The sequence below is a fragment of the Candidatus Didemnitutus sp. genome, from assembly GCA_019634575.1.
In the GTDB taxonomy this organism is placed as follows: Bacteria; Verrucomicrobiota; Verrucomicrobiia; order Opitutales; family Opitutaceae; genus Didemnitutus.
Map to the genome: position 1 here is coordinate 735,725 of JAHCAY010000002.1, position 22,333 is coordinate 758,057.

General features: G+C 67.2%; 19 protein-coding genes. 15 read left to right on the forward strand and 4 right to left on the reverse strand.

Features of this window, described 5'->3' with window-relative positions:
• Positions 1 to 112: 112 nt before the first annotated feature.
• Positions 113 to 1,606 carry a hypothetical protein gene (locus tag KF715_18255; protein MBX3738643.1) on the reverse strand — a complete coding sequence of 498 codons (1,494 nt, stop codon included), beginning with the start codon at positions 1,604 to 1,606 and terminating at the stop codon, positions 113 to 115.
• A gap of 200 nt (positions 1,607 to 1,806) precedes the next feature.
• Positions 1,807 to 3,435: an oligopeptide:H+ symporter gene (locus KF715_18260; GenBank protein MBX3738644.1), complete on the reverse strand. Its 1,629-nt coding sequence runs from the start codon at positions 3,433 to 3,435 to the stop codon at positions 1,807 to 1,809.
• A 113-nt stretch (positions 3,436 to 3,548) separates the two neighbouring features.
• Here KF715_18260 and KF715_18265 point away from each other — a divergent pair, with 113 nt between their 5' ends.
• The 11 genes from KF715_18265 to KF715_18315 all read left to right on the forward strand — a co-directional run bounded on the left by KF715_18265 (position 3,549) and on the right by KF715_18315 (position 15,715).
• Positions 3,549 to 5,120, forward strand: coding sequence for a hypothetical protein (locus tag KF715_18265; GenBank protein MBX3738645.1), 1,572 nt, complete (start codon positions 3,549 to 3,551; stop codon positions 5,118 to 5,120).
• A complete protein-coding gene (locus KF715_18270; GenBank protein MBX3738646.1) occupies positions 5,117 to 5,800 on the forward strand; it encodes a response regulator transcription factor in 684 nt (227 codons plus the stop codon). The genes KF715_18265 and KF715_18270 overlap by 4 nt, the downstream gene beginning before the upstream one ends.
• A gap of 166 nt (positions 5,801 to 5,966) precedes the next feature.
• The gene (locus tag KF715_18275) at positions 5,967 to 6,371 is read left to right on the forward strand and encodes a hypothetical protein (GenBank protein MBX3738647.1); all 405 of its coding nucleotides are present in this window, start codon (positions 5,967 to 5,969) and stop codon (positions 6,369 to 6,371) included.
• A complete protein-coding gene (locus KF715_18280; protein MBX3738648.1) occupies positions 6,368 to 6,934 on the forward strand; it encodes a prepilin-type N-terminal cleavage/methylation domain-containing protein in 567 nt (188 codons plus the stop codon). The genes KF715_18275 and KF715_18280 overlap by 4 nt, the downstream gene beginning before the upstream one ends.
• Positions 6,915 to 8,330: a hypothetical protein gene (locus tag KF715_18285; protein MBX3738649.1), complete on the forward strand. Its 1,416-nt coding sequence runs from the start codon at positions 6,915 to 6,917 to the stop codon at positions 8,328 to 8,330. The genes KF715_18280 and KF715_18285 overlap by 20 nt, the downstream gene beginning before the upstream one ends.
• Positions 8,331 to 8,474: 144 nt before the next feature.
• Positions 8,475 to 10,892 carry an ABC transporter permease gene (locus KF715_18290; GenBank protein MBX3738650.1) on the forward strand — a complete coding sequence of 806 codons (2,418 nt, stop codon included), beginning with the start codon at positions 8,475 to 8,477 and terminating at the stop codon, positions 10,890 to 10,892.
• A gap of 142 nt (positions 10,893 to 11,034) precedes the next feature.
• Positions 11,035 to 13,452, forward strand: a complete 2,418-nt coding sequence (locus KF715_18295; protein MBX3738651.1) for an ABC transporter permease — start codon at positions 11,035 to 11,037, stop codon at positions 13,450 to 13,452.
• A gap of 102 nt (positions 13,453 to 13,554) precedes the next feature.
• On the forward strand, positions 13,555 to 14,172 hold the full coding sequence (locus KF715_18300; protein MBX3738652.1) for a LemA family protein: 618 nt from the start codon (positions 13,555 to 13,557) through the stop codon (positions 14,170 to 14,172).
• The gene (locus KF715_18305; GenBank protein ID MBX3738653.1) at positions 14,169 to 14,978 is read left to right on the forward strand and encodes a TPM domain-containing protein; all 810 of its coding nucleotides are present in this window, start codon (positions 14,169 to 14,171) and stop codon (positions 14,976 to 14,978) included. Before KF715_18300 ends, KF715_18305 begins: the two co-directional genes overlap by 4 nt.
• A complete protein-coding gene (locus KF715_18310; protein MBX3738654.1) occupies positions 14,978 to 15,427 on the forward strand; it encodes a TPM domain-containing protein in 450 nt (149 codons plus the stop codon). The genes KF715_18305 and KF715_18310 overlap by 1 nt, the downstream gene beginning before the upstream one ends.
• Before the next feature lie 75 nt (positions 15,428 to 15,502).
• Complete coding sequence (locus KF715_18315; GenBank protein MBX3738655.1) at positions 15,503 to 15,715, forward strand: hypothetical protein; 213 nt, start codon at positions 15,503 to 15,505, stop codon at positions 15,713 to 15,715.
• 17 nt (positions 15,716 to 15,732) lie between these two features.
• Here the strand turns inward: KF715_18315 and KF715_18320 are convergent, their stop codons facing one another.
• On the reverse strand, positions 15,733 to 17,805 hold the full coding sequence (locus KF715_18320; protein ID MBX3738656.1) for a YgiQ family radical SAM protein: 2,073 nt from the start codon (positions 17,803 to 17,805) through the stop codon (positions 15,733 to 15,735).
• A 219-nt stretch (positions 17,806 to 18,024) separates the two neighbouring features.
• Here KF715_18320 and KF715_18325 point away from each other — a divergent pair, with 219 nt between their 5' ends.
• The 4 genes from KF715_18325 to KF715_18340 all read left to right on the forward strand — a co-directional run bounded on the left by KF715_18325 (position 18,025) and on the right by KF715_18340 (position 21,114).
• Complete coding sequence (locus KF715_18325; GenBank protein ID MBX3738657.1) at positions 18,025 to 19,224, forward strand: hypothetical protein; 1,200 nt, start codon at positions 18,025 to 18,027, stop codon at positions 19,222 to 19,224.
• 98 nt (positions 19,225 to 19,322) lie between these two features.
• On the forward strand, positions 19,323 to 19,826 hold the full coding sequence (locus tag KF715_18330) for a hypothetical protein (protein ID MBX3738658.1): 504 nt from the start codon (positions 19,323 to 19,325) through the stop codon (positions 19,824 to 19,826).
• Positions 19,827 to 19,936: 110 nt separating this feature from the next.
• Positions 19,937 to 20,377 carry a diacylglycerol kinase gene (locus KF715_18335; protein ID MBX3738659.1) on the forward strand — a complete coding sequence of 147 codons (441 nt, stop codon included), beginning with the start codon at positions 19,937 to 19,939 and terminating at the stop codon, positions 20,375 to 20,377.
• The gene (locus tag KF715_18340) at positions 20,353 to 21,114 is read left to right on the forward strand and encodes an SDR family oxidoreductase (protein ID MBX3738660.1); all 762 of its coding nucleotides are present in this window, start codon (positions 20,353 to 20,355) and stop codon (positions 21,112 to 21,114) included. The genes KF715_18335 and KF715_18340 overlap by 25 nt, the downstream gene beginning before the upstream one ends.
• Positions 21,115 to 21,138: 24 nt before the next feature.
• Here KF715_18340 and KF715_18345 read toward each other — a convergent pair whose 3' ends face one another.
• On the reverse strand, positions 21,139 to 22,251 hold the full coding sequence (locus tag KF715_18345; GenBank protein ID MBX3738661.1) for an LptF/LptG family permease: 1,113 nt from the start codon (positions 22,249 to 22,251) through the stop codon (positions 21,139 to 21,141).
• Between the last annotated feature and the right edge of the window lie 82 nt (positions 22,252 to 22,333).

The following is a 22,333-nucleotide window of genomic DNA, read 5'->3' on the forward strand; positions in this document are numbered from 1 at the left end:
TTCGCTCCGCCGCGAGCGCATCGGATTTTTCCCGAAAAAGCAGGCGGCCCTTTCCGCCCGAACGGAGCGCGGGAAGGGCCGCGGGGAAGCGCGGAGGCGGTGGGCAGACGGCTTACCTGACCGTGCCGGCAGGCACTTGCACGGCGATCTGGTTGGGCACGGCGTAGAAGGTGCCGGCAGATAGCACATGGCTGAGCGCGATGCGGCGCGGCTGGAGGTTGGGCATGGGCGCGACGCTGGTGAACGTCTGCGGATTGTGGCAGGAGAAGCAGTTGCCGACCGTCGCGGGCGTCGTGGTGCCGGCGGCGTTCTGCACGAAAGTCTCGGCGGTGCTGTTCGCGAGATTCACGGAGCCGACGGCGTTGCTCTGGTTGCTGTTCAGGTTGTAGGTGCCGGCGTCCATCCACACGGTGCCGATGAGGTCGTAGTGGGCGAAGGTCGACTGCGGCTCCTTCTGCGTGCGGAAAAACCGCTGGGCCGACAGGTTGAGCGCGGCGATGTTCGCGGGGCCGTGGGGCGAGTGCGTCTCGCTGCCGGTGGCGTTCCAGAGCACGACGTTGGTCGACGGGGAGAATTTCTGCGTCGCGGCGTCGAAGGTGTAGCGCGGGGTCTGCGTCACCGTGCTGTTCGTCGTCACCGTGGTCGAGGGCGTGGTGAGCGAGGTGACCGAACTGGTGGTGCTGACCGTCGTCGCGGTGCTCGGGATGTCGCACTGGTTGAAGGGCGTGTTGCCGGCGTAGAGCGTGAAGTTCTCCGCCACGCTGGTGCTGGGCGCGGGCTTGTTGGTGCCGTCGGGCACGCGCGGGGAGTTGAGATGATGCTCGAACGTGGCCCAGAGGAACTCGGGGTGGTTGATCGTGTGGCCGACGACGTGCAGGCCGAGCAGCGCGACTTTCACGAGTTTGGTCTGGCCGTTGGGCGAAGCGTAGAGGGTGTCGTTGGGCGTGAGCGCGACGCCGAGGACCGGCACGCGAGCGAGCGTGACGTAGGCGCCGGGAGGCGGCATCTCGCCGTCGTCGAGGCGCAGCCATGTGGCCTTGAAGACGGCGGCGCCGACCGGGAAGTGGTCCGCGTCGGTGTTGGCTTGATAGCCGCCGTTGGAGACGAGGTTGCGCTTCGCCGTCTCGAAGTAGGCGTCGTTCATGTGGACGGAGGCATAGATCGGGTAGCCGTTGGGCGCGACGAGCAGGTTGCCGTCGGCCTCGACGATCGCGCCGGCGCCCTCGATGTGCGGGGCATCGGCCGGGTGCGCGGCGCGGAGGCCGAGGTGGAGCTCGCGCGGCGCAGCACCGGCGGGCTTGAAGAGATCCTCCGGCGTGTGGAGCGAGAGGAAGCGCGGCGTGCCTTTGCCGTCGAGCGCCGTCGCCCAGGTGAAGGCTTCCCACGACCACTCGTGGAATGCGCAATCGCGCGCGCCGATCGGCGTGTCCTGCGTGGGGAACGCGGCGTCGGGCTTGAGGTAGTTGGGCAGGTTTTCCTGCCAGCCGTTGGGCGGACAGGTTTCGGGCGCGGGAGCAGCTTCGGCCGAGGCGACATGCACGGCGCAGAGGCCGGCGAGAACAGTAGCAAAGCGCAGCAAAGAGCGCGCGTGGAGGGGGCGTTTCATGGGGATGGCGGTGGAGACCACAGGCTCCACGTTCGGAACCCGACTCGCGCGGCTGGTCGCGCGAGCTGTTCCACGGAGCCTGCGACGGGTTCCCCTTGGCCCCGGAGAATGACGTCGGCCCGAACCAAACGGGCCCGACTTCGCGGCGGCAAGACCGAAGCGCCCGCGGGCGCGCCATCGCGGAGCGCGGACCGGGCGACTCAGGCCGCGCGGTAGTGGTCCTTCACCGCGTAGCCGCGCGCGACGAGTCCGAAGATCGCCGCCGCCACGAACGCGAACGCCGCGAAGAAGAACATCTGGAACGCCGTCACGCCGAAGCCGGTCGACGCGATCGCGCCGGTCACGGCGTCGTTCTTCACCGCCGCATTGGCGACGAGCACCCAGAGATTGCCGATCGTGACGGACAGCAGCCAGAAGCTCATCAGCGCGCCCTTCATCGATTGCGGCGCCTGGCTGTAGGCGAACTCCAGCCCCGTGGCCGACACGAGCACCTCGCCGAGCGTCAGCAACACATATGGCAGCACCTGCCACGCGATGTTCACCTTCGCCCCGCCATCGAGCGAGAGTTGCAGCCAGCCGATCACGACCCACGAGGCCGCCGCGAACGCGATGCCCAGGGTCATGCGGCGCAGCGCCGTGACCTCGAAGCCGATTTTCCGCAGCGCGGGGAAGAGCATGAGGTTGTTGAACGGAATCAGCAGCATCACGAACAGCGGGTTCAGTGCCTGCATCTGCGACGGTTCGATCGTCGCGAAATGTCCGAAGATCGTCGCGAGCAGCGGACTCGATTCGCGCAGCGCCGCCGCGTCGAACAGGTGCCACGCCTCCATCGCCTTGCCCTGCAAGACCCACGTCGAGGCCTTCTGGTCGAAGAGCGACCAGAACGGCGTCACGAGCGCGAAGAGCACGAGCACGCGCAACACGCCGCGCACGCCCTCGACCGCCGCGTCCGGATGCGCGCCGCGCGCGCCCTCGAGCTGCAGCCGCACGCCGATGCCGCCGAACGCCACGATGGCGACGATCGCAACGCAGACCGCTTTCACGAAATTCTCGAAACCCGGCAGCCAGTAGAAACCCAGCGCCGCCACCAGCACGCCGAGCGCGGCGAGCACTTTGCCCGCCGGGCCGGACATGAGCGCCGTCCAGCACACGCGCAGGAACGAGTGAGGATCGGGCGGCGTCGGCGGCACCATCACGTATTTCTTCCGGCCCGCCCACAGCACCACGGTCGAGAGGAACATCAGCACGCCCGGAATGCCGAACGCGACCGCCGGCCCGAGTTGCTTCAGGAAGATCGGCATCAGCAGCGACGCGAAGAACGACCCGAAATTGATGATCCAGTAGAACGCGTCGAACACCACCTTCGCGCGGTGCTTGTTGGTCGAGTCGAACTGGTCGCCGACGAACGACGAGATGCACGGCTTGATGCCGCCCGAGCCGAGCGCGATGAGAAACAGTCCGGTGTAGAACCCGACGCGGTTGTCCACGCACAGCGCGAGCATCCCCTGCCCCACGCAGTAGACGAGACTCAGCCAGAAGATGACGTTGTATTTGCCCCAGAGCCGGTCCGCCAGCCAGCCGCCGAGCAGCGGGAAGAAATACACGCCGATCACGAAGGTGTGGAAAACCTCCTTCGCCGCGCCGGCGCGGTCGCCCTCCGGCAGATACATCAGCAGCGACGAGACGAGAAACACCGTCAGGATGTTCCGCATGCCGTAGAAGCTGAACCGTTCGCAACCCTCGTTGCCGATGATGAAGGGAATCTGGCGCGGGATCGGCACTTTCGCCGGGTCGCTCGCCGGGGTCGCAGGCGCGGTCGGGGAACTCATGGGATATCTTGCCCGCCACGCTGCGGAGAACCGCGCCGAAATTCAAGGGACGAGTCGCACGGGAAATCGGATTGCCGCCGCGCATTCGTTGCGCCGGGATGCGTCCGGAGCCCATGACCATCCGCTCTCGACTGTTGATTCTGATTGGCGCGCTCGGCGTTTTTTCAACCGCCATCTTCTTCGGCCTGGAGCTCCTGCAGCAGCGCGAATACGAGGCAATCCGGGTGCGTCGCGAGCGCGAACTCGCCGCGCGCCTGCAATCGACGCTCGCCGAGAATTCCGGCGCGCTGCGGCGCTACGTGCGCAACTACGCCGCCCGACCGGCGCTGGCGGAGTTTGTCGCGACCCGCGATGCGCGCTGGGCCGAGCGCAACCTGCAGGAGCGCCTCGACACCTACCGCGTCGATGCCGTCTGGGTGCTCGAGGCCAGCGGTGCCACCATCCATGGCTTCAAACGCCTGACCGGCGAACTCACGAGCGAGCCTCCGCTGCCGCAGGCGGAGTTGCAGCCGCTGCTCGCCGGATCGCCCGGGACTCTTGATTTCTTCTGCATGATCGGTGGCGCCCTGCATCAGGTGTTTGGCCAACGCATCAGCGCCAATCCGGAGCGGGCCCCGACGGGCGCCTGGCTCGTGGCCGCCCGCGTTTGGAACGCGCCGATCCTGGAGGAAATCGCGACAGCGGCGCAGGGCCAGATCAGGCTGACGACCAGCGTGCACACGCCTGACGCCGTCGCCCACGGGGAGATGGAAACCTGGCAACCGCTCAAGGATCACCGCGGGCGCGTGATCGCCGGCCTGGATTTTCACGTGCTCGATCCGCAGGCGAGCGACGTCGACGAGGAAAACACCGAGCTCACGCTCTTTGCGCTCAACGCCGTCGGCACCGTGCTCATCGCGGGACTCCTGCTGCATTTCTGGATCTGGCGCCCCCTCGCCACGCTCCAACACAGCATCATCCAAAGCGACACCACGCCGCTGTTGCGCCTGCTCCACCGGCGCGACGAATTCGGGCGGCTCGGCCGCATCGTGCACAGTTCCCTGCGCGATCGCGAGGCGCTCGCCCAGGCCCTCGAGGCGCAGGCCCGGGTGGGACGCGATCTGCACGACAGCATCATCCAACGCCTCTTCGGCGTGGGCATGTCGCTGACCAAGATAGAAACCCTCGCCGGAACCGATCCGGAAACGTCGAAGCAGCTGGCCGTGCAGACCCGCGCGGACCTGAACCACGTCGTCGCCGAGTTGCGCGGCTACATCGAGCGGACCGACCCGCGCCCGGGCGAGGGCGCATTCGCCGATGCCGCCCGCGCGATCGGTCAACAATTGCGGGGCAGCGCAGCCACGGAGATATCCGTCGACATCGACGAGGCGCTGGCCAGCCGCTATCCCGCGCTGATCCGCGGCCAGGTGCTCCAGTTCGCCCGCGAAGCCATGAGCAACGCGGTCCGCCACGGCGAGCCCAGCCGCGTGGAACTCAGCTGGTGCGCAGCGGAGCGCGGCTCCGTGCTGCGCTTGAGCGACGACGGCCGGGGCTTCGAGATCGCGGGCATCGACACCCGCGGCCGCGGCCTCGGCAATCTCACCGAACGCGCCATCGTGCTCGGCGGCCGCTTGAAGATCGACTCGCGACCGGGCAGCGGCACCGAGATCACGCTGCACCTCCCTCCCCCCGAACGTTCGCCGTGAGAATCCCCGCCAACACCCCGATCCGCATCCTCCTGGTCGACGACAGCGCCATCGTCCGCCACGGCATCCGCGCAGCCATCGAGTATGCGGCCGACGGGCGCCGCCTCGAGATCGTCGCGGAGGCCGCGACCGCCGCCGATGCCCTGCGCGAAGCGCAGCGCGTGCAACCGGACGTCGTGCTGCTCGACCTGCGGCTCCCCGACACCAGTGGCATCGCGATCTGCGGCGAGCTTCGCGCGGCCGCCCCCTCGGCGCGCGTCATCGTGTTCACCTCGTCCACCGACAGCCGGACGATCTACGACGTGATCGTCGCCGGCGCCGATGGTTATCTTCTGAAGGAGATCGATCCCGCCGCGCTGGTCCAAGGCATCGTCGACGGCCACGCCGGACGTTCCGTCTTTTCGCCCGATATCGCCGGGCGCATGGTCGACATCTTGCGCGACGGCCATGCCCGCCTCGACCGCGCCGCGTGCCTGCATGAGCTCTCGCCCCAAGAACGCCGGGTCCTCGCGGCCATGGCGGAGGGCCAGACGAACAAGGACATCGCCCAACTCCTCGGCCTGAGCGAGAATACCGTGAAGAACTACATCGGGCGGGTGTTCGAGAAACTCGGCGTCCAACGCCGGTCGCAGGCGATCGCGCTCTATTTCGACGACAAGACCCGAGCGACCACCTCCTAGGTAGTTTCCGGCCTAGCGCTTGCCACCCGAACGCTAGAGGCCCTTCGCCCTACCGGACCGGGCGGAATTCCGGCACATTGAGGCTGTGCAGCAACCGCCCGCCCCCTCCTCGACCGCACGACCGCGCCCGCACGCCGTTTGCGCCGCCTTCACCTTGGTGGAAGTCATGTTCGCGTCGCTCGTGATGATCTTCGCCATCACCACGTCGATCACGGTGATCCAACGTGGATTCAACGCCATCGATTCCTCGCGCAACTACGTCATCGCCTCGCAGATCATGCAAAGCGAGATCGAGCGCATCCGTGTGTGCCCGTGGACCAGCACCGTCACCGTGACCGGCATCGTCGACTACACCGACGACACTCCCGCCGTCGCCATCGACCCGGCCTTCACCGCCAACCCCGCTGTCGGTTCGCGTTTCACCCTCACCCGGAGCGTGAGCGACCTCGCGACCAACCTCCGCCAGTTCACCGTTACGGTCAGCTGGCGCAACTATGACGGCCGGCCGCTCTCGTGCTCGATGACGACCTTCTACGCGCGCTACGGCCTCTACGATTTCTTCGCCTCATGAAACCGGTCCGCCTCCGCCCCCGCTCCGCCGGCTTCACCCTGGTCGAAGTCATGGTCTCCGGTGTCCTCGGCTCGATCGTCCTGACCGGCGTGATGACCTCGTTCCTGATGATGGGACGCAGCGGCCAGCTGCTCTACAACTACAACAACATGGCCGGCGACGCCCGCACCGCGCTCGAGGAGTTCGGCCAGGATGTCCGCATGGCCAGCGCCCTCACCTACAACAGCGCCACCTCGGTCACCCTCACCGTGCCGGACAACTACGCGGCCAACTCGAACCAAGTGACCTACGCCTACGGCACGGTCACCGTCGGCACGACGACCTACGCCAACTGCTTTTACCGCCGCCCCGGCGGCAGCGCTTCCGCCGCGGCCGCCACCCCGCTCGTCCGCAACACCACCGCCTGCACTTTCACCCGCTACGACGTCCTCGGCACCGCCGTCGCGACCGACGCCGCCACCAAACGCCTTGAACTCGCCATCAGCGTCAGCACGCGCAACCAGACGATCCCCTCCGCGACCGACAACATCCTCTCCGCCACCTATGTCCTCCGGAACAAATAGCTCCCGTGAACGCGGCGCGGTGCTGATCGTCGCGATGCTCCTGGCGGCCATCATCGCGGTCGCCCTCGCCTCCTTCATCAAGCTCAGCACCAGCTCGCTCAACCTCGGTCGACGCAACTTCTACGGCACCGCCGCGCTGAACCTCGCCGAAGCCGGCCTCGAGCGCGCACTCTACTGCATCAACCGCAACCAAGTCGACGGCATCGCCCTCGCCACCGCCTGGTCATCCGCCGATGGCTGGACCACCAACAGCGGCACGCACGTCGCCACCGCGACCTTCTCCGGTTTCACCCCCGGCCCCAACGCCACCGGCAGCACCAAGGTCTACGTCCGCAACTACGACCTCACAGGCACCGTCCTCATGGTGGCGAAATCGACGATCACCGTGCCCGACGGCGGCCCGCCCTTGGAAAAATTCATCGAGGTCACGCTCGCCAGCCGCGCCGTCTACGCCGGCTTGGTCGCCAAGACCTCGCTCCGCGGCGACAGCAATCTCTACGTCGACAGCTGGATCTCCACCGACCCGTCGAGCGGCGCCTTCACCCCCTACTCCACCGCCGTGCGCCGCGGCTCCGGCCCCCTCGGCGTCGTCGCCTCCGGCAACGGTGCCCTCAACGTCGGCGACAATCCCACCATCTACGGCACCGTGAACACCGGCGGCGGCACTATCAGCAAGAGCGGATCCGCCAAACTCACCAGCACGCCCGGCGGCTCCGGCTGGAACACCGCCCTCGAGAACAGATCGTTCACCTACGCCTTCCCCACCGTCACCGTTCCGTCGCCCTCCGTCGTCAACACAATCTCCACCAACATCACCTCGAGCGTCACCTTCCCCCGCGCGGGCGACGTCGCCGCCTCGGACGGCAAATACTACTACAACTTCGCCTCGGGGAAGGTCATTTCCTACGCCGCGAACACCATGACGATCAAACAACCCGTCGTGTTCATGATGACCAACCACACCGGCGTGAACGCCATCAACACCAGCGATCACGCCACGTTCACCTACGGCACCGCCGCGGGCGACAACGGCTCGCTGACCATCTACACCAACGGCAACATCAACTTCGACTCCGGTGCCAACTGGTTCGCCAACGGCGCCCCCGCCCGCACCACGATCTACGGCACCGCCGCCAGCAGCCAGACATTCACCACACGCGGCGGCGGCACTTTCTACGGCTCCGTCATCGCCGAGAACGCCGCCATAAATTTCGACTCCGGCACCAACGTCATGGGCGCCTTTTGCTGCAATACGATGCAGCTGCTCGGCGGGGTGAACTTCCACTACGATGAGGCCCTCGGCTCCGTCGGCGGCGGCGGCTATCGCATCACGAAATGGAAGGAGCTGCAGACGGCCGCCGAGCGGAGCGTCTACGCCTCCGCCCTGAACTTCTGATCCGACTCCGTCGGTGCGCGCGCCGGCCATGGCCGGCGCTTTTTTGCGACTCTCCCTCGCCCCGCGGGTTTTGGGAGCACCAACCGCGCTATCCCTTCGCCGCGCCCACGCCCGGCGGAGCTGCGCCATTTGCCTCCCGCGTTCATGTTTCACGACCTCCGCTTCGCCCTCCGCCAGCTCGCCCGCTACCGCTGGTTTTCCCTCGCCGTCATCGTCACGCTCGCTCTCGGCATCGGCATCAACACCACCGTCTTCACGCTGGTGAACGCCGTCCTCTTCAAACCCGTGCCCGTTCCCGGCGGCGAACGCCTCGTCGCCGTCACGCAGCAATGGCCGGAAAACCGCTACAACCGCGGCCCGATCTCCTATCCCGAATTCGAGGCCTACCGGACGCAGAACCGCACGTTCGAGGGACTCGAGGCCGTCGACCGCTCCGGCGGCATCATCGCCGAACCCGCCACGCCGCCCGAGCGCTACGGCATGGGCGTCATCTCGCCCGGATTGTTTTCACTCCTGAAAACCCAACCGATCCTCGGCCGCGCGTTCACCCCCGCCGACGGCGTCGCCGGCGCGCCCACCGTGCTCATGCTCAGCCACCAAGTCTGGCAGCAGCGCTACGCCGGCGCCTCCGATGTCATCGGCCGCAACGTCCGCCTCAACGGCCAGCCCGCCACCATCATCGGCGTCATGCCGGAAGGCTTCAAATTCCCCGACAGCGAGGAACTCTGGACCGCACTGCGCCCCACGCCGGAACTCGCCGACCGCCACCACCGCAGCCTGATGCTCTTCGGCGTGCGCAAACCGGGCACGAGCGTCACCGAGGCCCAGACCGATCTCAACGTCATCGCTGCGCGCCTGACCAAGGAATTCCCCGACACCAACAAGGACGTCGTGCCGCGCGTGCAGACTTTCCACGACCTGTTCAACGGCGGCCCGATCAAGCTCATCTTCCTGCTCATGCTCGGCGCCGTCGGCTTCGTGCTGCTCATCGCCTGCGCCAACGTCGCCAACATGATGCTCAGCCGCGCCATCGTCCGCGGCCGCGAGATGGCTGTGCGCGCCGCGATGGGCGCCTCGCGCGCGCAGATCGTCCGGCAGCTGCTCGTCGAAAGCGTGCTGCTCAGCGTGCTCGGCGGCGCGGTCGGACTCGGCCTCGCGCAGTTCGGCGTGCACGCCTTCGATCTCGCGACGCAGGACGTCGGCAAGCCCTACTGGATCCAATTCACGATGGACTGGCGCGCCTTCGTCTATTTCGCCGCGATCTCCGTCGCCACCGGCATCGTCTTCGGCCTCATCCCCGCGCTGCGCGCCTCGCGCGTCGATCTCAACACCGCACTGAAGGACGGCACCGCCGGCGGCACCGCGCGCGGCGGCAAACTCACCGGCGCGCTCGTCGTGTTCCAGTTCGCCGCCACCGTCATGCTGCTCGCCGGCGCCGGCCTCATGATGAAGAGCTTCTTTGCGGTGCAGCAGATCAACCCCTTCGTGCCCGCGGAACAGATTCTCGGCATCCGCCTCGCCCTGCCCGATGGCAAGGGCGAACGCTACGAGACGCCCGAGTCCCGCAAGGCCATGCACGAACGTCTCCAGCAGCGCCTCGCCGCCCTCCCCGGCGTGAAGCAAGCCGTGCTCACGTCGGATTTCCCCGGCCTCGGCTCGTCGGACCGCACGGTTGAAATCGAAGGCAAGCCCACCGCGGACCCGAAACGCCCCAACCGCGCCGCCGTGATCTTCGCCACGCCGGATTATCTGCCCGCGATCAACCTCCCCGTCCTCGTCGGCCGCGGCCTGGACGACGCCGACGGCGCACCGGGGAAGGAATCCGCCGTCGTCACCCGCGAATTCGCCGCGCGTTACTGGGGCGACGCCTCGCCTCTCGGTCGCAAGATGCGCTTCCTCGGCGACGATCAGAAACCCGGCCCGTGGATCACGGTCGTCGGCGTGAGCGGCGACCTCGTGCAGAATTTCCAACAGCGCAACTCGCCGCCGCTCGTCTTCCTGTCCGACCGGCAGGAGCCGTGGGCCTGGATCGGCGTCATGCTGCGCGCCGAGGGCGATCCCACCGCGCTGACGCCGGCGGTCCGCGCCGCCGTGCAGGAGATCGATGCCGACCTGCCGCTGTTCCAAGTGCGCACACTCAAGGAGGCCATCGCGCACGACAGCTGGTTCCTCGCGGTGTTCGGCTCGCTCTTTTTCACCTTCGCCGTCATCGCGCTGTTGATGGCCGCCGTCGGCATCTACGCCGTCGTCGCGCAAAACACCGCGCGCCGCACCCGCGAGATCGGCATCCGCATGGCGCTCGGCGCCACCGCCGCCATCGTCGTGCGGCTGATGCTCGGGCGCGGCCTGATGCAGCTCGGCCTCGGACTCATCATCGGCTTCGGCGGCGCCTTCGCCACCACGCGCCTCATGGACAGCATCCTCGGCCAGACTTCCCCGACGGATCCGATCGTCTTCGTCACCGTCGCCGCGTTGCTTGGCAGCATCGGTCTGTTCGCCTGCTGGCTGCCCGCGCGCCGCGCCGCCCACGTCGCGCCGACCGAGGCGCTGCGCACCGAGTAAACGGCGCCGCATCCCGCCGGTCCCGCCCGGGTCGCGGAAGGAAAGCTGCAACTTGCCAGCCCGCTCGCGGGTGGTAACGGGCAGCACCACATCTGCGTCCGCCGTCCTCCCCGTTCGGCGGGCCTTGTCATTGACTCCCCCCATGCTCAACGACCTCCGTTTCGCCCTCCGTCAACTCACGCGCCACCGCTGGTTTTCCCTCGCGGTGATCGTCACCCTGGCCCTCGGCATCGGCATCAACACCACCGTCTTCACGCTGGTGAACGCCGTGCTCTTCAAACCGCTGCCCATTCCCGGCGGCGAACGGCTCGCGATCGTCACGCAGGACTGGCCGGAGGGCCGCCTCACGCGCGGCCCGCTTTCGCTGCCGGAGTTCCGCGCCTACCAAAGCCAGAATCGCACCTTCGACGGCCTCGAGGCCATCGAGACCAGTGTCGGCGTCATCGCCGAGCCCGGCGTCTCGCCCGAACGCTACAACCTGGGCGTCTCCACGACGGGATTGTTCGGACTGGTGAAAGCGCAACCGATCCTCGGCCGCGCGCTGCTGCCGAGCGACGGTGCCCCGGGCGCGCCGCTCGTCGTCCTCCTCAGCCACAAGGTCTGGCAACACCACTACGCCGGCGCGCTCGATGTCGTCGGCCGCTCGGTGCGCCTCAACACCCAGCCGGCCACCATCATCGGCGTCATGCCCGAAGGTTTCCGCTTCCCCGGCAACCAGGACCTCTGGACCGCGCTCACGCCGACCAACGCCCGCGAAGACCGCGCCAACCGCAACCTCGTGTTCTACGGCCTGCTCAAATCCGGCGTCACCGCAGCCGAGGCGCAAGCCGACTGCGTCGTCATCGCCTCGCGCCTCGCGCAGCAGTTCCCCGACACGAACAAGGACTACGTGCCGCGCGTGCAGACCTTCCACGAGCAGTTCGCCGGCGGCCCGGTCAGGCTCATTTTCCTCTTCATGCTCGGTGCGGTCGGCTTCGTGCTGCTCATCGCCTGCGCCAACGTCGCCAACCTCACGCTCAGCCGCGCCCTCGCGCGCCAGCGGGAAATTTCCGTCCGCGCCGCCCTCGGCGCCTCGCGCTCGCGCCTCATGCGCCAGCTGCTCGTCGAGAGCGTGCTGCTCAGCGTCATCGGCGGTGCATTCGGCCTCGGCCTCGCGCTGGCTGGCGCGCACGTCTTCGACCTCGCGACGCAGGACATCGGCCGGCCCTACTGGATCGACTTCGCGATGGATTGGCGCGCCTTCGCCTACATCTCCGCCCTCTCGGTTGCGGCCGGCCTCGTGTTCGGCCTCGTGCCGGCCTGGCGCGCTTCGCGCGTCGACCTCAACACCGCGATGAAGGACGGCACCGCCGGCTCCGCCACGCAGGGCGGCAAACTCACGGCCGCACTCGTCGTCTTCCAGTTCGCCGTCACCGTCATCCTGCTCGCGAGCGCCGGACTCATGGTGCGGAATTTCTTCGCTGTGCAGCAGATGAACCCGTTCATCCCCGCACGCGAGATCCTCGCCGTGCGCCTCTCCCTGCCCGACGGCCCCGGCGAACGCTACCACTCCGGCGCGGCGCGCCAAGCGATGCACGAGCGCCTGCAGCAACGCCTCGCCGCCGTTCCCGGCGTCACGCACGCCGTGCTCACGTCGGATTTTCCCGGCCTCGGCGCACAACAGCGGGCCGTCGAGATCGAAGGCAAACCCGCCGCCGACCCGAAGCAGCCGTTCCAAGCCACGGCGACCTTCTGCTCTCCCGATTACCTCCCCGCGATCAACCTGCCCGTGCTCGTCGGACGCGGGTTGAACGACACCGACGGCGTCACCGGCAAGGAAGCCGCCGTCGTCACCCGCCAGTTCGCAGCGCGTTACTGGGAAGGCGAGTCGCCCATCGGCCGCCGCTTCCGCCTCACCGGCCTCGACGGGAAGGTCGGCCCGTGGGTGACGGTCGTCGGCGTGTCCGGCGACATCGTGCAGAGCGCGCAGCAACGCAATGCGCCGCCGCTCGCCTTTCTCTCGAACCGCCAGGAGCCGTGGGCGTGGATCGGCGTGTTGCTGCGCACGCAACGCGATCCGACCTCGCTCGCCGCTTCGGTGCGCGCCGCCGTCCAGGAACTCGATCCGGATTTGCCGCTGCTGCAGGTCTACACGCTCAAATCGGCGATCGAGCAGGAGCACTGGTTCCTCGCGATCTTCGGGTCGCTCTTCTTCACCTTCGCCGCCATCGCGCTGCTCATGGCCTCCGTCGGCCTCTACGCCGTCGTCGCGCAAAACACCGCGCGCCGCACCCGCGAGATCGGCATCCGCATGGCGCTCGGCGCCACCACCGACCGCGTCGTGCGCCTCATGCTCGGCCGCGGCCTCGCGCAGCTCGGCGTGGGCCTCGCGCTGGGTTTTGCCGGCGCCCTGGCCGCCGCGAAACTCATGGCGAACATGATCGGCTCCGTCTCGCCGCGCGACCCGCTGGTTTTCCTCTCGATCGCGCTCCTGCTTTCCGTGATCGGCCTCCTCGCTTGCTGGCTGCCCGCGCGCCGCGCCGCCCGCGTCGCGCCCACCGAGGCGCTCCGTGCCGAGTGACTTCCCCCCCACGCGTCTCCGCCCAGTCCACGAAACAAACGCCGCGCGTGTAACGTCCCGCCGCTTGCACGCCCGCGCAGCGCCGTGCATCTTGCTCGCGACATGAAAACTCTCCTCATCGTTCTCGGCGTGCTCGCCGCGTTCGTCGGTGTGATCGGCATCGCCGCCGTCAGCAGCTACAACGGCCTCGTCAACCGCTCGCAGGCGGTCGACGCCCAGTGGGCGCAGGTTCAGAACGTCTACCAACGGCGCGCCGATCTCGTCCCGAACCTCGTCGCCACCGTCGCCGGCGCGGCCAACTTCGAGAAGTCCACGCTCACCGAAGTCACCGCCGCGCGCGCCTCGGTCGGCCAGGTGAAGCTCGATCCCAGCAAGGCGCCGACCGACGCCGCGCAACTCGCCGAGTTCGAGCGCGCGCAAGGCCAGCTCGCCACCGCGCTCTCACGCCTCCTCGTCGTCGCCGAGCGCTATCCCGACTTGAAGGCGACCGCCAATTTCGGCGCGCTCCAGTCGCAACTCGAAGGCACCGAGAACCGCATCGCCGTCGAGCGCGGCCGCTTCAACGACGTCGCCCGCGACTACAACTCCGCCATCCGCCGCTTCCCGAGCGTGCTCTTCGCCGGCATGCTCGGCTTCCAGCCGAAAGCCTACTTCGCCGCCAAGGCCGGCGCCGACACGCCGCCCGAAGTGAAATTCGATTTCAGCGCGAAAAAACCGTGAGCGCGCTCGCGCCATTTTTCCGGAGGCTCGTCGCGCTCGCACTCGTCGCGTGCGTCGTCGCCTCGTCACTCGCGGGCGCGGAACGCATTCCGCCGGCGCCCGCGCGCTTCGTCACCGATACGACGCACACGCTCTCAGGCGGCGCAGTGGCCCGACTCAACTCGCGCCTCGAGCAATACGAGCGCGAGTCCTCGAACCAGATTCTCGTCGCGATGTTCGCGCGCATGGAGACCGATTCGTCGGTGGAAGACTACACCGTGCGCGTCGCCGAGGCGTGGAAGGTCGGCCAGAAAGGGAAAAACAACGGCGCCGTGCTCTTCGTCTTCAAGCAGGACCGCCAGATCTATATCCAAGTCGGCTACGGCCTCGAGCCCACGCTGACCGACGCGGTCTGTCATCAGATTGTCGAAAACATCCTGAAGCCAAGGTTCCGCGCCGGAGATTTCGACGGTGGCGTGAGCGCGGCAGTCGAAGCGATGATCGCCGCGACGCGCGGGGAGTTCAAGGGCACGGGGCGCACCGTTCATCAGGCGCGTGATCACAGTCCGGATGGTTTTGGGGCGATGTTTGTGGTGACGATGCTTGTGGTGCTCGTCCTGATCTTTCGCCGCTTTCGCCGCGAGGTGGTCGTTGTTGGCGGACCGCGTCGCTACCGCAGCTCGAACGGCCCGAACATCTGGTTCGGCGGCGGCTCCGACGGTGGCTGGTCGTCCGGCGGCGGTGGAGGCTGGTCCTCGGGTGGCGGCGGCGGATTTTCCGGCGGCGGCGGCAGCTTTGGCGGCGGCGGCGCCGGAGGCAAATGGTGATGAAAACCTTCCTCGCCCAACTCGACACCGCCCGCATCGAGCGCGCCATCGCCGACGCCGAAAAACTCACTTCCGGCGAACTTCGCGTTGTTTTCCAAGCCGGCGAAGTGACCGACGTCACGCAGCTCGCCCATGACGCCTTCGCGCGGCTCGGCATGACCTCCACGCGCGAACGCAACGCCGTGCTCATCCTCATCGCGCCCGATGCGCGCCAGTTCGCCCTCTACGGCGACGCAGGCGTGCATGCGAAATGCGGCGACGATTTCTGGCGCAACGTCGCGGCCGCGATGGAGCAGAAATTTCGCACCGGCCAGCACACCGACGCCGTCATCGAAGGCATCGCGCGCGCCGGCGAATTGCTCGCGCGCGAGTTTCCGCATCGGCCGGACGATCGCGACGAACTGCCCAACACCGTCGTGCAGGACCCGCCGCCCCCGCGGGTGATCTGAAGCCTCGAAACAAGCGAAGGCCGTGTAACGGCCGCTCGCTTGAGCACCACGCGCCAAACCGCTTTGCTCCCCGCCGTGAAAACGAACTCTGTCCTTCGCCTGCTCGTCCGCGTCGCTTTGTGCGTCGCGGCCGCTGCGCTGGCTTGGGGTTGGATTGCCGCCCTCGAACAACCGCCGCGTTCCGAAGCGTCCGGTGGATCGGCCGACATGGTGATCGCAGGCATGGCGCGGGTCCCGCTCGCCGCGCCGTGGGTCGTGCAGGTGTCGTCTCTGCTGCGCGCGCGCTGAGACGCGCGGCGCCGGCGCTACTTTTTGTCGGGCAACTTGACGCCCGACTCGCGCAGGAGTTTGTCGAGGTCGGTCGGCTTTTTTGGCTTCGACGCCGCTGGTGGCGCAGCGGGCAGCGGTTTTTTCGCGCCTTTCGTTGCGGCGGCGAGACGCGCGCCGGGTTGGAAATCGGCCGCGTTCATGCCGCACGGCGTGATGTGCGGTGACGGCGTGACGTTGCGCGTGGATTTCTTTTCGTCGAGCAGACGGCGCGCGGTCTCGTCCAAGCCGAGGCGCTGCATCGTGGCGCGCAGCGCGGCTTTCATTTCGGGCTTATACCAGAAAAAGAAACTGCGCTGCTCCTGCTTCGCATCGGGTGTGCGCGCGACCTCGACCGGCTTCGCATCGTAAGGGTGCACGCCGGTCGCGTAGATTTCCGTCGCGACCGTCATCGGCGTGGGCGTGAAGTCCTGCACGGCTTCGAGGCGGTAGCCGAGATCCTTCGTCTTCAGCGCGAGGTCCGCCATGTCCTCGGGACGCGAGCCGGGATGCGAGCTGATGAAATACGGCGTCACCGGCATGTCGGGCTTGCCAGCCTTCGCGGCGGCGGCGGTGAACTTCTCCTTGAACTTGTAGAACAGATTGAAGCTCGGCTTGCGCATGATGCGCAGCACGTGGTCGCTCGTGTGCTCCGGCGCGACCTTGATGCGGCCCGGCACGTGGTGCGCGGCGAGTTCCTCGATGTATTTCTCGTGACTCGCCTTCGCCTCGGGCGTGGTGCCTTTGTCGTGCAGGAAGAGGTCGTATCGGATGCCGCTCGCGACATAGGCGTGCTTTATGCCCTCGGTGTTGCGGACGGATTCGTAGATGTCGAGGAGCGCGGTGTGGTCGGTGTCGAGGTTGCGGCACACGTCGGGCCAGATGCACGACGGGCGGACGCACTCGTCGCAGATCCACTGCTCCTTGCCCTTCATCTGATACATGTTCGCGCTCGGGCCGCCGAGGTCGCTGATCGTGCCGCGAAAATCCGGCATCTGTTTCACCGCCTCGACTTCGCGGAGGATCGAGGCCTTCGAGCGCGACGCGACGAACTTCCCTTGGTGCGCCGAAATCGTGCAGAAGCTGCAACCACCGAAGCACCCGCGATGCATGTTGATCGAGTGCTTGATCATCTCGTAGGCGGGGATCGGCCCGCGCTTGCGATACTTCGGATGCGGCAGGCGCGTGTAAGGCAGGTCGAACGACGAATCGATCTGCGCCTCGCTCATCGTCGGGTAAGGCGGATTCACAACCATCAACCGCTCGCCCGTGCGCTGCAGGAGCCGGCGCGCCTTCACGCGGTTCGACTCGGTCTCGATGTTCTTGAAATTCGCCGCGTAGAGCGCGCGGTCGGCGAGGCACGCCTCGTGCGAGTGCAGCTCGAAGTCGTCCCAGTTCTTATTCTTCGGCGCCGCCTCGCCGGCCGGGAGCAACACGGCGGTCTGCGCGATCGTCGTCAGCGACGCGAACGGCACGCCGCGTTTCAGCAGGCGCAGCACTTCCATCAGCGGCAGCTCGCCCATGCCGTAAACGAGCATGTCCGCGCCGCTGTCCGCGAGGATGCCGGGCATGAGCTGGTCCGACCAGTAATCGAAATGCGTCACGCGTCGCAGGCTCGCCTCGATGCCGCCGAGCAGCACGGGGACGTCGGGATAAATCTGTTTCAGGATCTTCGAGTAGACGATCGACGCGTAGTCGGGCCGGAAACCGTGCGCACCGCCGGGCGTGTAGGCGTCCTCGCTCCGGAGCTTCTTCGCGGCCGTGTAGCGGTTCACCATCGAGTCCATGCAACCCGCCGTGACGCCGAAAAAATAGCGCGGCCGGCCGAGCTTCTTGAAGTCGCGCAGGTCGTCGCGCCAGTTCGGCTGCGCCAGGATGGCGATGCGGAATCCTTCGCGCTCGATCAGCCGCCCTACGACCGCGGAACCGAACGCCGGATGGTCCACGTAGGCGTCGCCGGAGACGAGAATCACATCCACATAGTCCCAACCGCGCGCCTCCATCTCGTCGCGCGTCGTCGGGAGCCAGCGGGCCGGGTCCCAAGTCGGGTCCTTTTCGTGGGTGGTGGACATCTGCGCCGCGAAAGTGGCGCAGGCGGCTCGCGAGGCAAGCGGACAACTCAGGGGCGCGAGTCGGCTCGCCGCCTGCCCGACCGTGTGGGGTTTGGCCTTCCGGTAGGCAGCGAGCTTGTTCGCGCCCCGAAAACCTCCCGCCGCGCCAGGCCGCACTCCGTCATCTGCTCGTTTGACCGCGACGCACCCGTCGGCATCTTCCCTGCTACCCCACCCGCCATGGATCAGCCGCGCACGATTCTCTGCCTCGCGAGTTTCCACAAAGGTTTCGAGTTCCTCCGCGAGGCCAAGGCCCAGGGCTGGATCGTCCTGCTGCTCACTTCGCACTCTCTCCAACGCGAGGAATGGCCGCGCGAGGCGATCGACGAGATTTTCTACATGCCGGACGAGAACAAGGTCTGGAAACGCGACGACGTCATCAAGGGCGTCAGCTACCTCGCCCGCCGCCACAAGATCGACCGCCTCGCCGCGCTCGACGATTTCGACGTCGAAGTTGCCGCGATGATCCGCGAGCACCTCCGCATCCCCGGCATGGGTGAGACGACCGCCCGCTACTTCCGCGACAAGCTCGCCATGCGCCTGAAAGCACGCGAAGCCGGCATCCCCGTCCCGGAATTCACCAACGTCGCCAACTACGACGACATCCGCGCCTTCATGGCGCGCGTGCCCGGCCCGTGGCTGCTCAAACCCCGCCTCTCCGCCTCCGCGCTCGGCATCCACAAGATCGAAAAAACCGACGACCTCTGGCCGAAACTCGACGCGCTCGGCGACGAGCAGTCCTTTCATCTCCTCGAGCAATTCGTCCCGGGCCGCGTCTACCACGTCGACAGCATCGTCAACGACCGCGAGGTCGTCTTCTCCATCGCCAGCCGCTACGGCACGCCGCCGCTCGCAGTCATGCACGGTGGCGGTGTCTTCTCCACGATCATCTGCGAACACGGCTCCGCCGAGGAACGCGCGCTGATCATGGCCAACGCCGCCGTGCTGAAAGCCATGGGACACGTCCGCGGCGCTTCGCACACGGAATTCATCCGCGCCGAGGATGGCACGTTCCACTTCCTTGAAACCTCCGCCCGCGTCGGCGGCGCGAACATCATGGACCTGATCGAGACCGCCACCGGCCTCAACCTCTGGCGCGAGTGGGCGAAGGTCGAGACACAGGAAAGCGCCTACCGCGTGCCGTTGTGGCGGCGCGATTACGCCGGTTTGATCATGTCGCTCGCCCGCCAGGAATGGCCGGACCTGAGCGTCTTCGCCGACGAGGAAGTCGTCATCCGCCACCGCAAACGCCACCATGTCGGCCTGGTCTGGCGCTCCCCGAGCTTCCCGCGCGTCGAGCAATTGCAGGCCGACTACCTCGCCCGCGTGCAACGCGACTTCCAAGCCAGCGCCCCGCCGCCGGCCAAGGCCACGGAGTAACCGCCGCCCGGCGCGATCGGGTGCGTCCTCGCCGTCCCGCGCGCACGTTTCATCGCAACGCCCTTGAGAAACAGCAATGGCTGCCGCACCTTCGCGCCATGAAACACGTGGAGCTCAGCGATGAGGCCTATGCGGCCCTGCAGCGGCTCGCGGCCGCCAAAAACCTGCCTCCGGCCGAAGTGCTCGCCTCCCTCCTCGGCGCCGGCAAACCGCTCTCGGGCGACCACCTCCTCTTCTTCCTCGTGAGCGCGGAGTTCACCGCGTTGCCCAACCGCACGGAACGCTATCTCGCCCTGCTCGCCTGGGCAGCGACCCGCTACGCCTGCGACTTCGCAGACTTCATCTCGCATCAGGAAAGCGCCCGGCACTACCTCATGCTCAGCCGCGACGCCGTGAACGACGTCCGCGCCCACAACCACGCTCGCCAGATCGACGGCACGCAATTCTGGGCCGTGATGACCATCGACGACGCGACCAAGGCGCGCTTCGTGCGCCGCCTCCTCGAATTCATCGGCTGCCACGACGAGACCATCGCGCAAGCCATCCAAACCATCGGCCTGGAACACGCGCCCGGCTCCGGCTTCCGCCTGCTCGCGGGTTGAGCGTAGCGCAGGCTTCAGGCCTGCACCACCGCTCGAAACCGGCCGCAACCCGCGGCGCACCGCTCACTTTCGATTTGTCGTCGCTCGCGCCTCCGGCTGGACTGCGCCCGATGTCCGACGACGCGCCCCTTCAGCCCGAGAACAAGACGCGGAGTTTCCAGAACTTCTTCCACTCTGTCCGCTACGCCGTGGAGGGCTTCTGGGCCGCGCTGAAACACGAGCCGTCGTTCCGCGAGGACCTGCTCTTCGTTGCCTTCCTCACGCCACTCGCCGTCATCCTGCCCGTCAACGCCGTCTCGACCGCGGTGATGATCTTCTCGCTCTTCCTCATCGTCATCATGGAGCTCGTGAACTCCGCCATCGAGTGGACGATCGACGACATCTCGCTCGCCAAGCGCCCGTTCGCGAAACGCGCCAAGGACATGGGCAGCGCCGCCGTCTTCCTTTCCTACATCAACTGTTTCGTCGTCTGGGGCGTCATCCTGTTCGCCAACTGGAATCGCATCGCGACGCTCGAGTTCCTGAAATGGCCGCCGCACTTCCTCCCGTAACCCTCGTCACCGGCGCCTCGCGCGGCATCGGCCGCGCCATCGCGCAACACCTGGCGAAGCGTGGCGCGCGCGTCGCCCTGCACTACGCCAGCAACGACACCGCCGCCCGCGACACGCTCGCCTCGCTCGCCGGCGAGGGCCACGCCCTCTTCCGCGCCGATGTCTCCGACCCGGCCGCCTGCGAACGCCTCGTCGCCGACGTCGTCGCGCGCTTCGGCCGCCTCGACGTGCTGGTGAACAACGCCGGCATCTACGAGGACGACTCGATCAAAACCGCCAGCTACTCCGAGTGGCAGCGCGTCTGGCGCCGCACGCTCGACACCAATCTCCTCGGCCCCGCCAACCTCACCTTCCTCGCCGTGCAGCACTTCCGCCTGCGCGGCGGCGGCCGCATCGTCAACATCACCTCCCGCGCCGCCTTCCGGGGCGAGTTGACCGCGCAAAGCTACGCCGCCTCGAAAGCCGCGCTCAACATCACCGGCCAATCCCTCGCCCGCGCGCTCGGCGCCGACAACATCCACGTCTTCACCGTCGCGCCCGGCTGGATCGACACCGAGATGGCCACTGCCGCCCTCACCGGCCCCGGCGCCGCCGACGTGCTCGCGCAACACCCGCTCGGCCGCGTCGGCACCGCCGACGAGATGGGCACCACCGTCGCGTGGCTCGCGCTCGAAGCGCCCGCCAATCTCACCGGCTGCATCATCGACGCCAACGGCGCGTCGTATCTCCGCACCTGAACAAAGGCGGCCCGCCGCGACCGCTCACCGCATCCGCCCGAACAGGAACGCGCCGATGCCGATCATCGCGAGGTTCGGCAGGCACGCCGCCCACACCGGATCGATGTAGCCGTTCCCGCCGAGTGTTTTCGCCAGCATCGACAGCAGGTAATAGCCGAAGAACAACCCGATCGACTTGGATACGCCCACCGCCGGATTCACCCGCACGCCCGACACGGCAAACGGGATCGCGATCGCGAGGATGATCAGCGGCCCGAGCGTATCGGCCAACAGACCCCAATAACGCACGGCGTAGGCGATCACCTTCGGGTTATCCTCGGTCGTGAAGTAGTCTACGATGCGCTCGAGCTCGAAAAACGACAGCTCGCTCGGCTTCGACGAAAGCATCAGCATCAGCTTCGGGTCTTCGTTGAAATGCGGCACCGTGCGCTCCTTGAAGGCCACCGAACGCATCACCTCGCCCGCCTCGACGTCGAACCACAGCTCGCGTCCGTCGCGGAACGTCCAGTTCTGCGCCGCCGGATCGTAGGTCGCCTCGCGCGCCATGATGCGCGTCTTTTCCCGTCGCTTCAGATCCAGCTCTGAAACCGAGACGCCGTAGGCCTTCTGCGAGAAACGGCTGTAGCGGTTGATATACCACATGCGGTTGGCCCGGGAGTTGTCGAACGCCACGCTCCGCACGAGCCCGAGCGAACCGCCCGCGCCTTTGCGCTCCTCCGCGCGATACTCGAAACTTTCGAGCAGCCGCCGCGACGTCTCCACCGACCACGGCACGACGCGCGCGTTGAGCAGCAGCGAGACGCCGCAGAACACCAGCCCGGCCATCCAGAGCGAACGCGTCGTGCTGAAGATGTTCAGCCCCGCCGCCCGCATCGCCATGATCTCGTTGTTGCGGTGCAGCTTTCCCAGCACGAACAACAGCGAGAGCAGCAACGCCAGCGGCAGCACGATCGAGAAATAGCTCGGCAGCGTCACCGCATAGTAGAAGAGGATGTCGCGCGTGCTCGCCCCGACCTCGATCAAATCGCGAAAATTGTCGTAGAGCGCCTGCATCAGCAGCAGGCCCATCGTGGCGCACAGGATCAGGCCGAGGATTTTCAGCCATTCGCGCAGGATGTAGCGATCGAGGAGCGTCACGCGCGGTCAGACAAGCGCCCGCGCCTCCGGTGTCCAAGCCAATATGTCATGCGCGCGGTCTTGCCCCGCGCGCCGGTCGCGC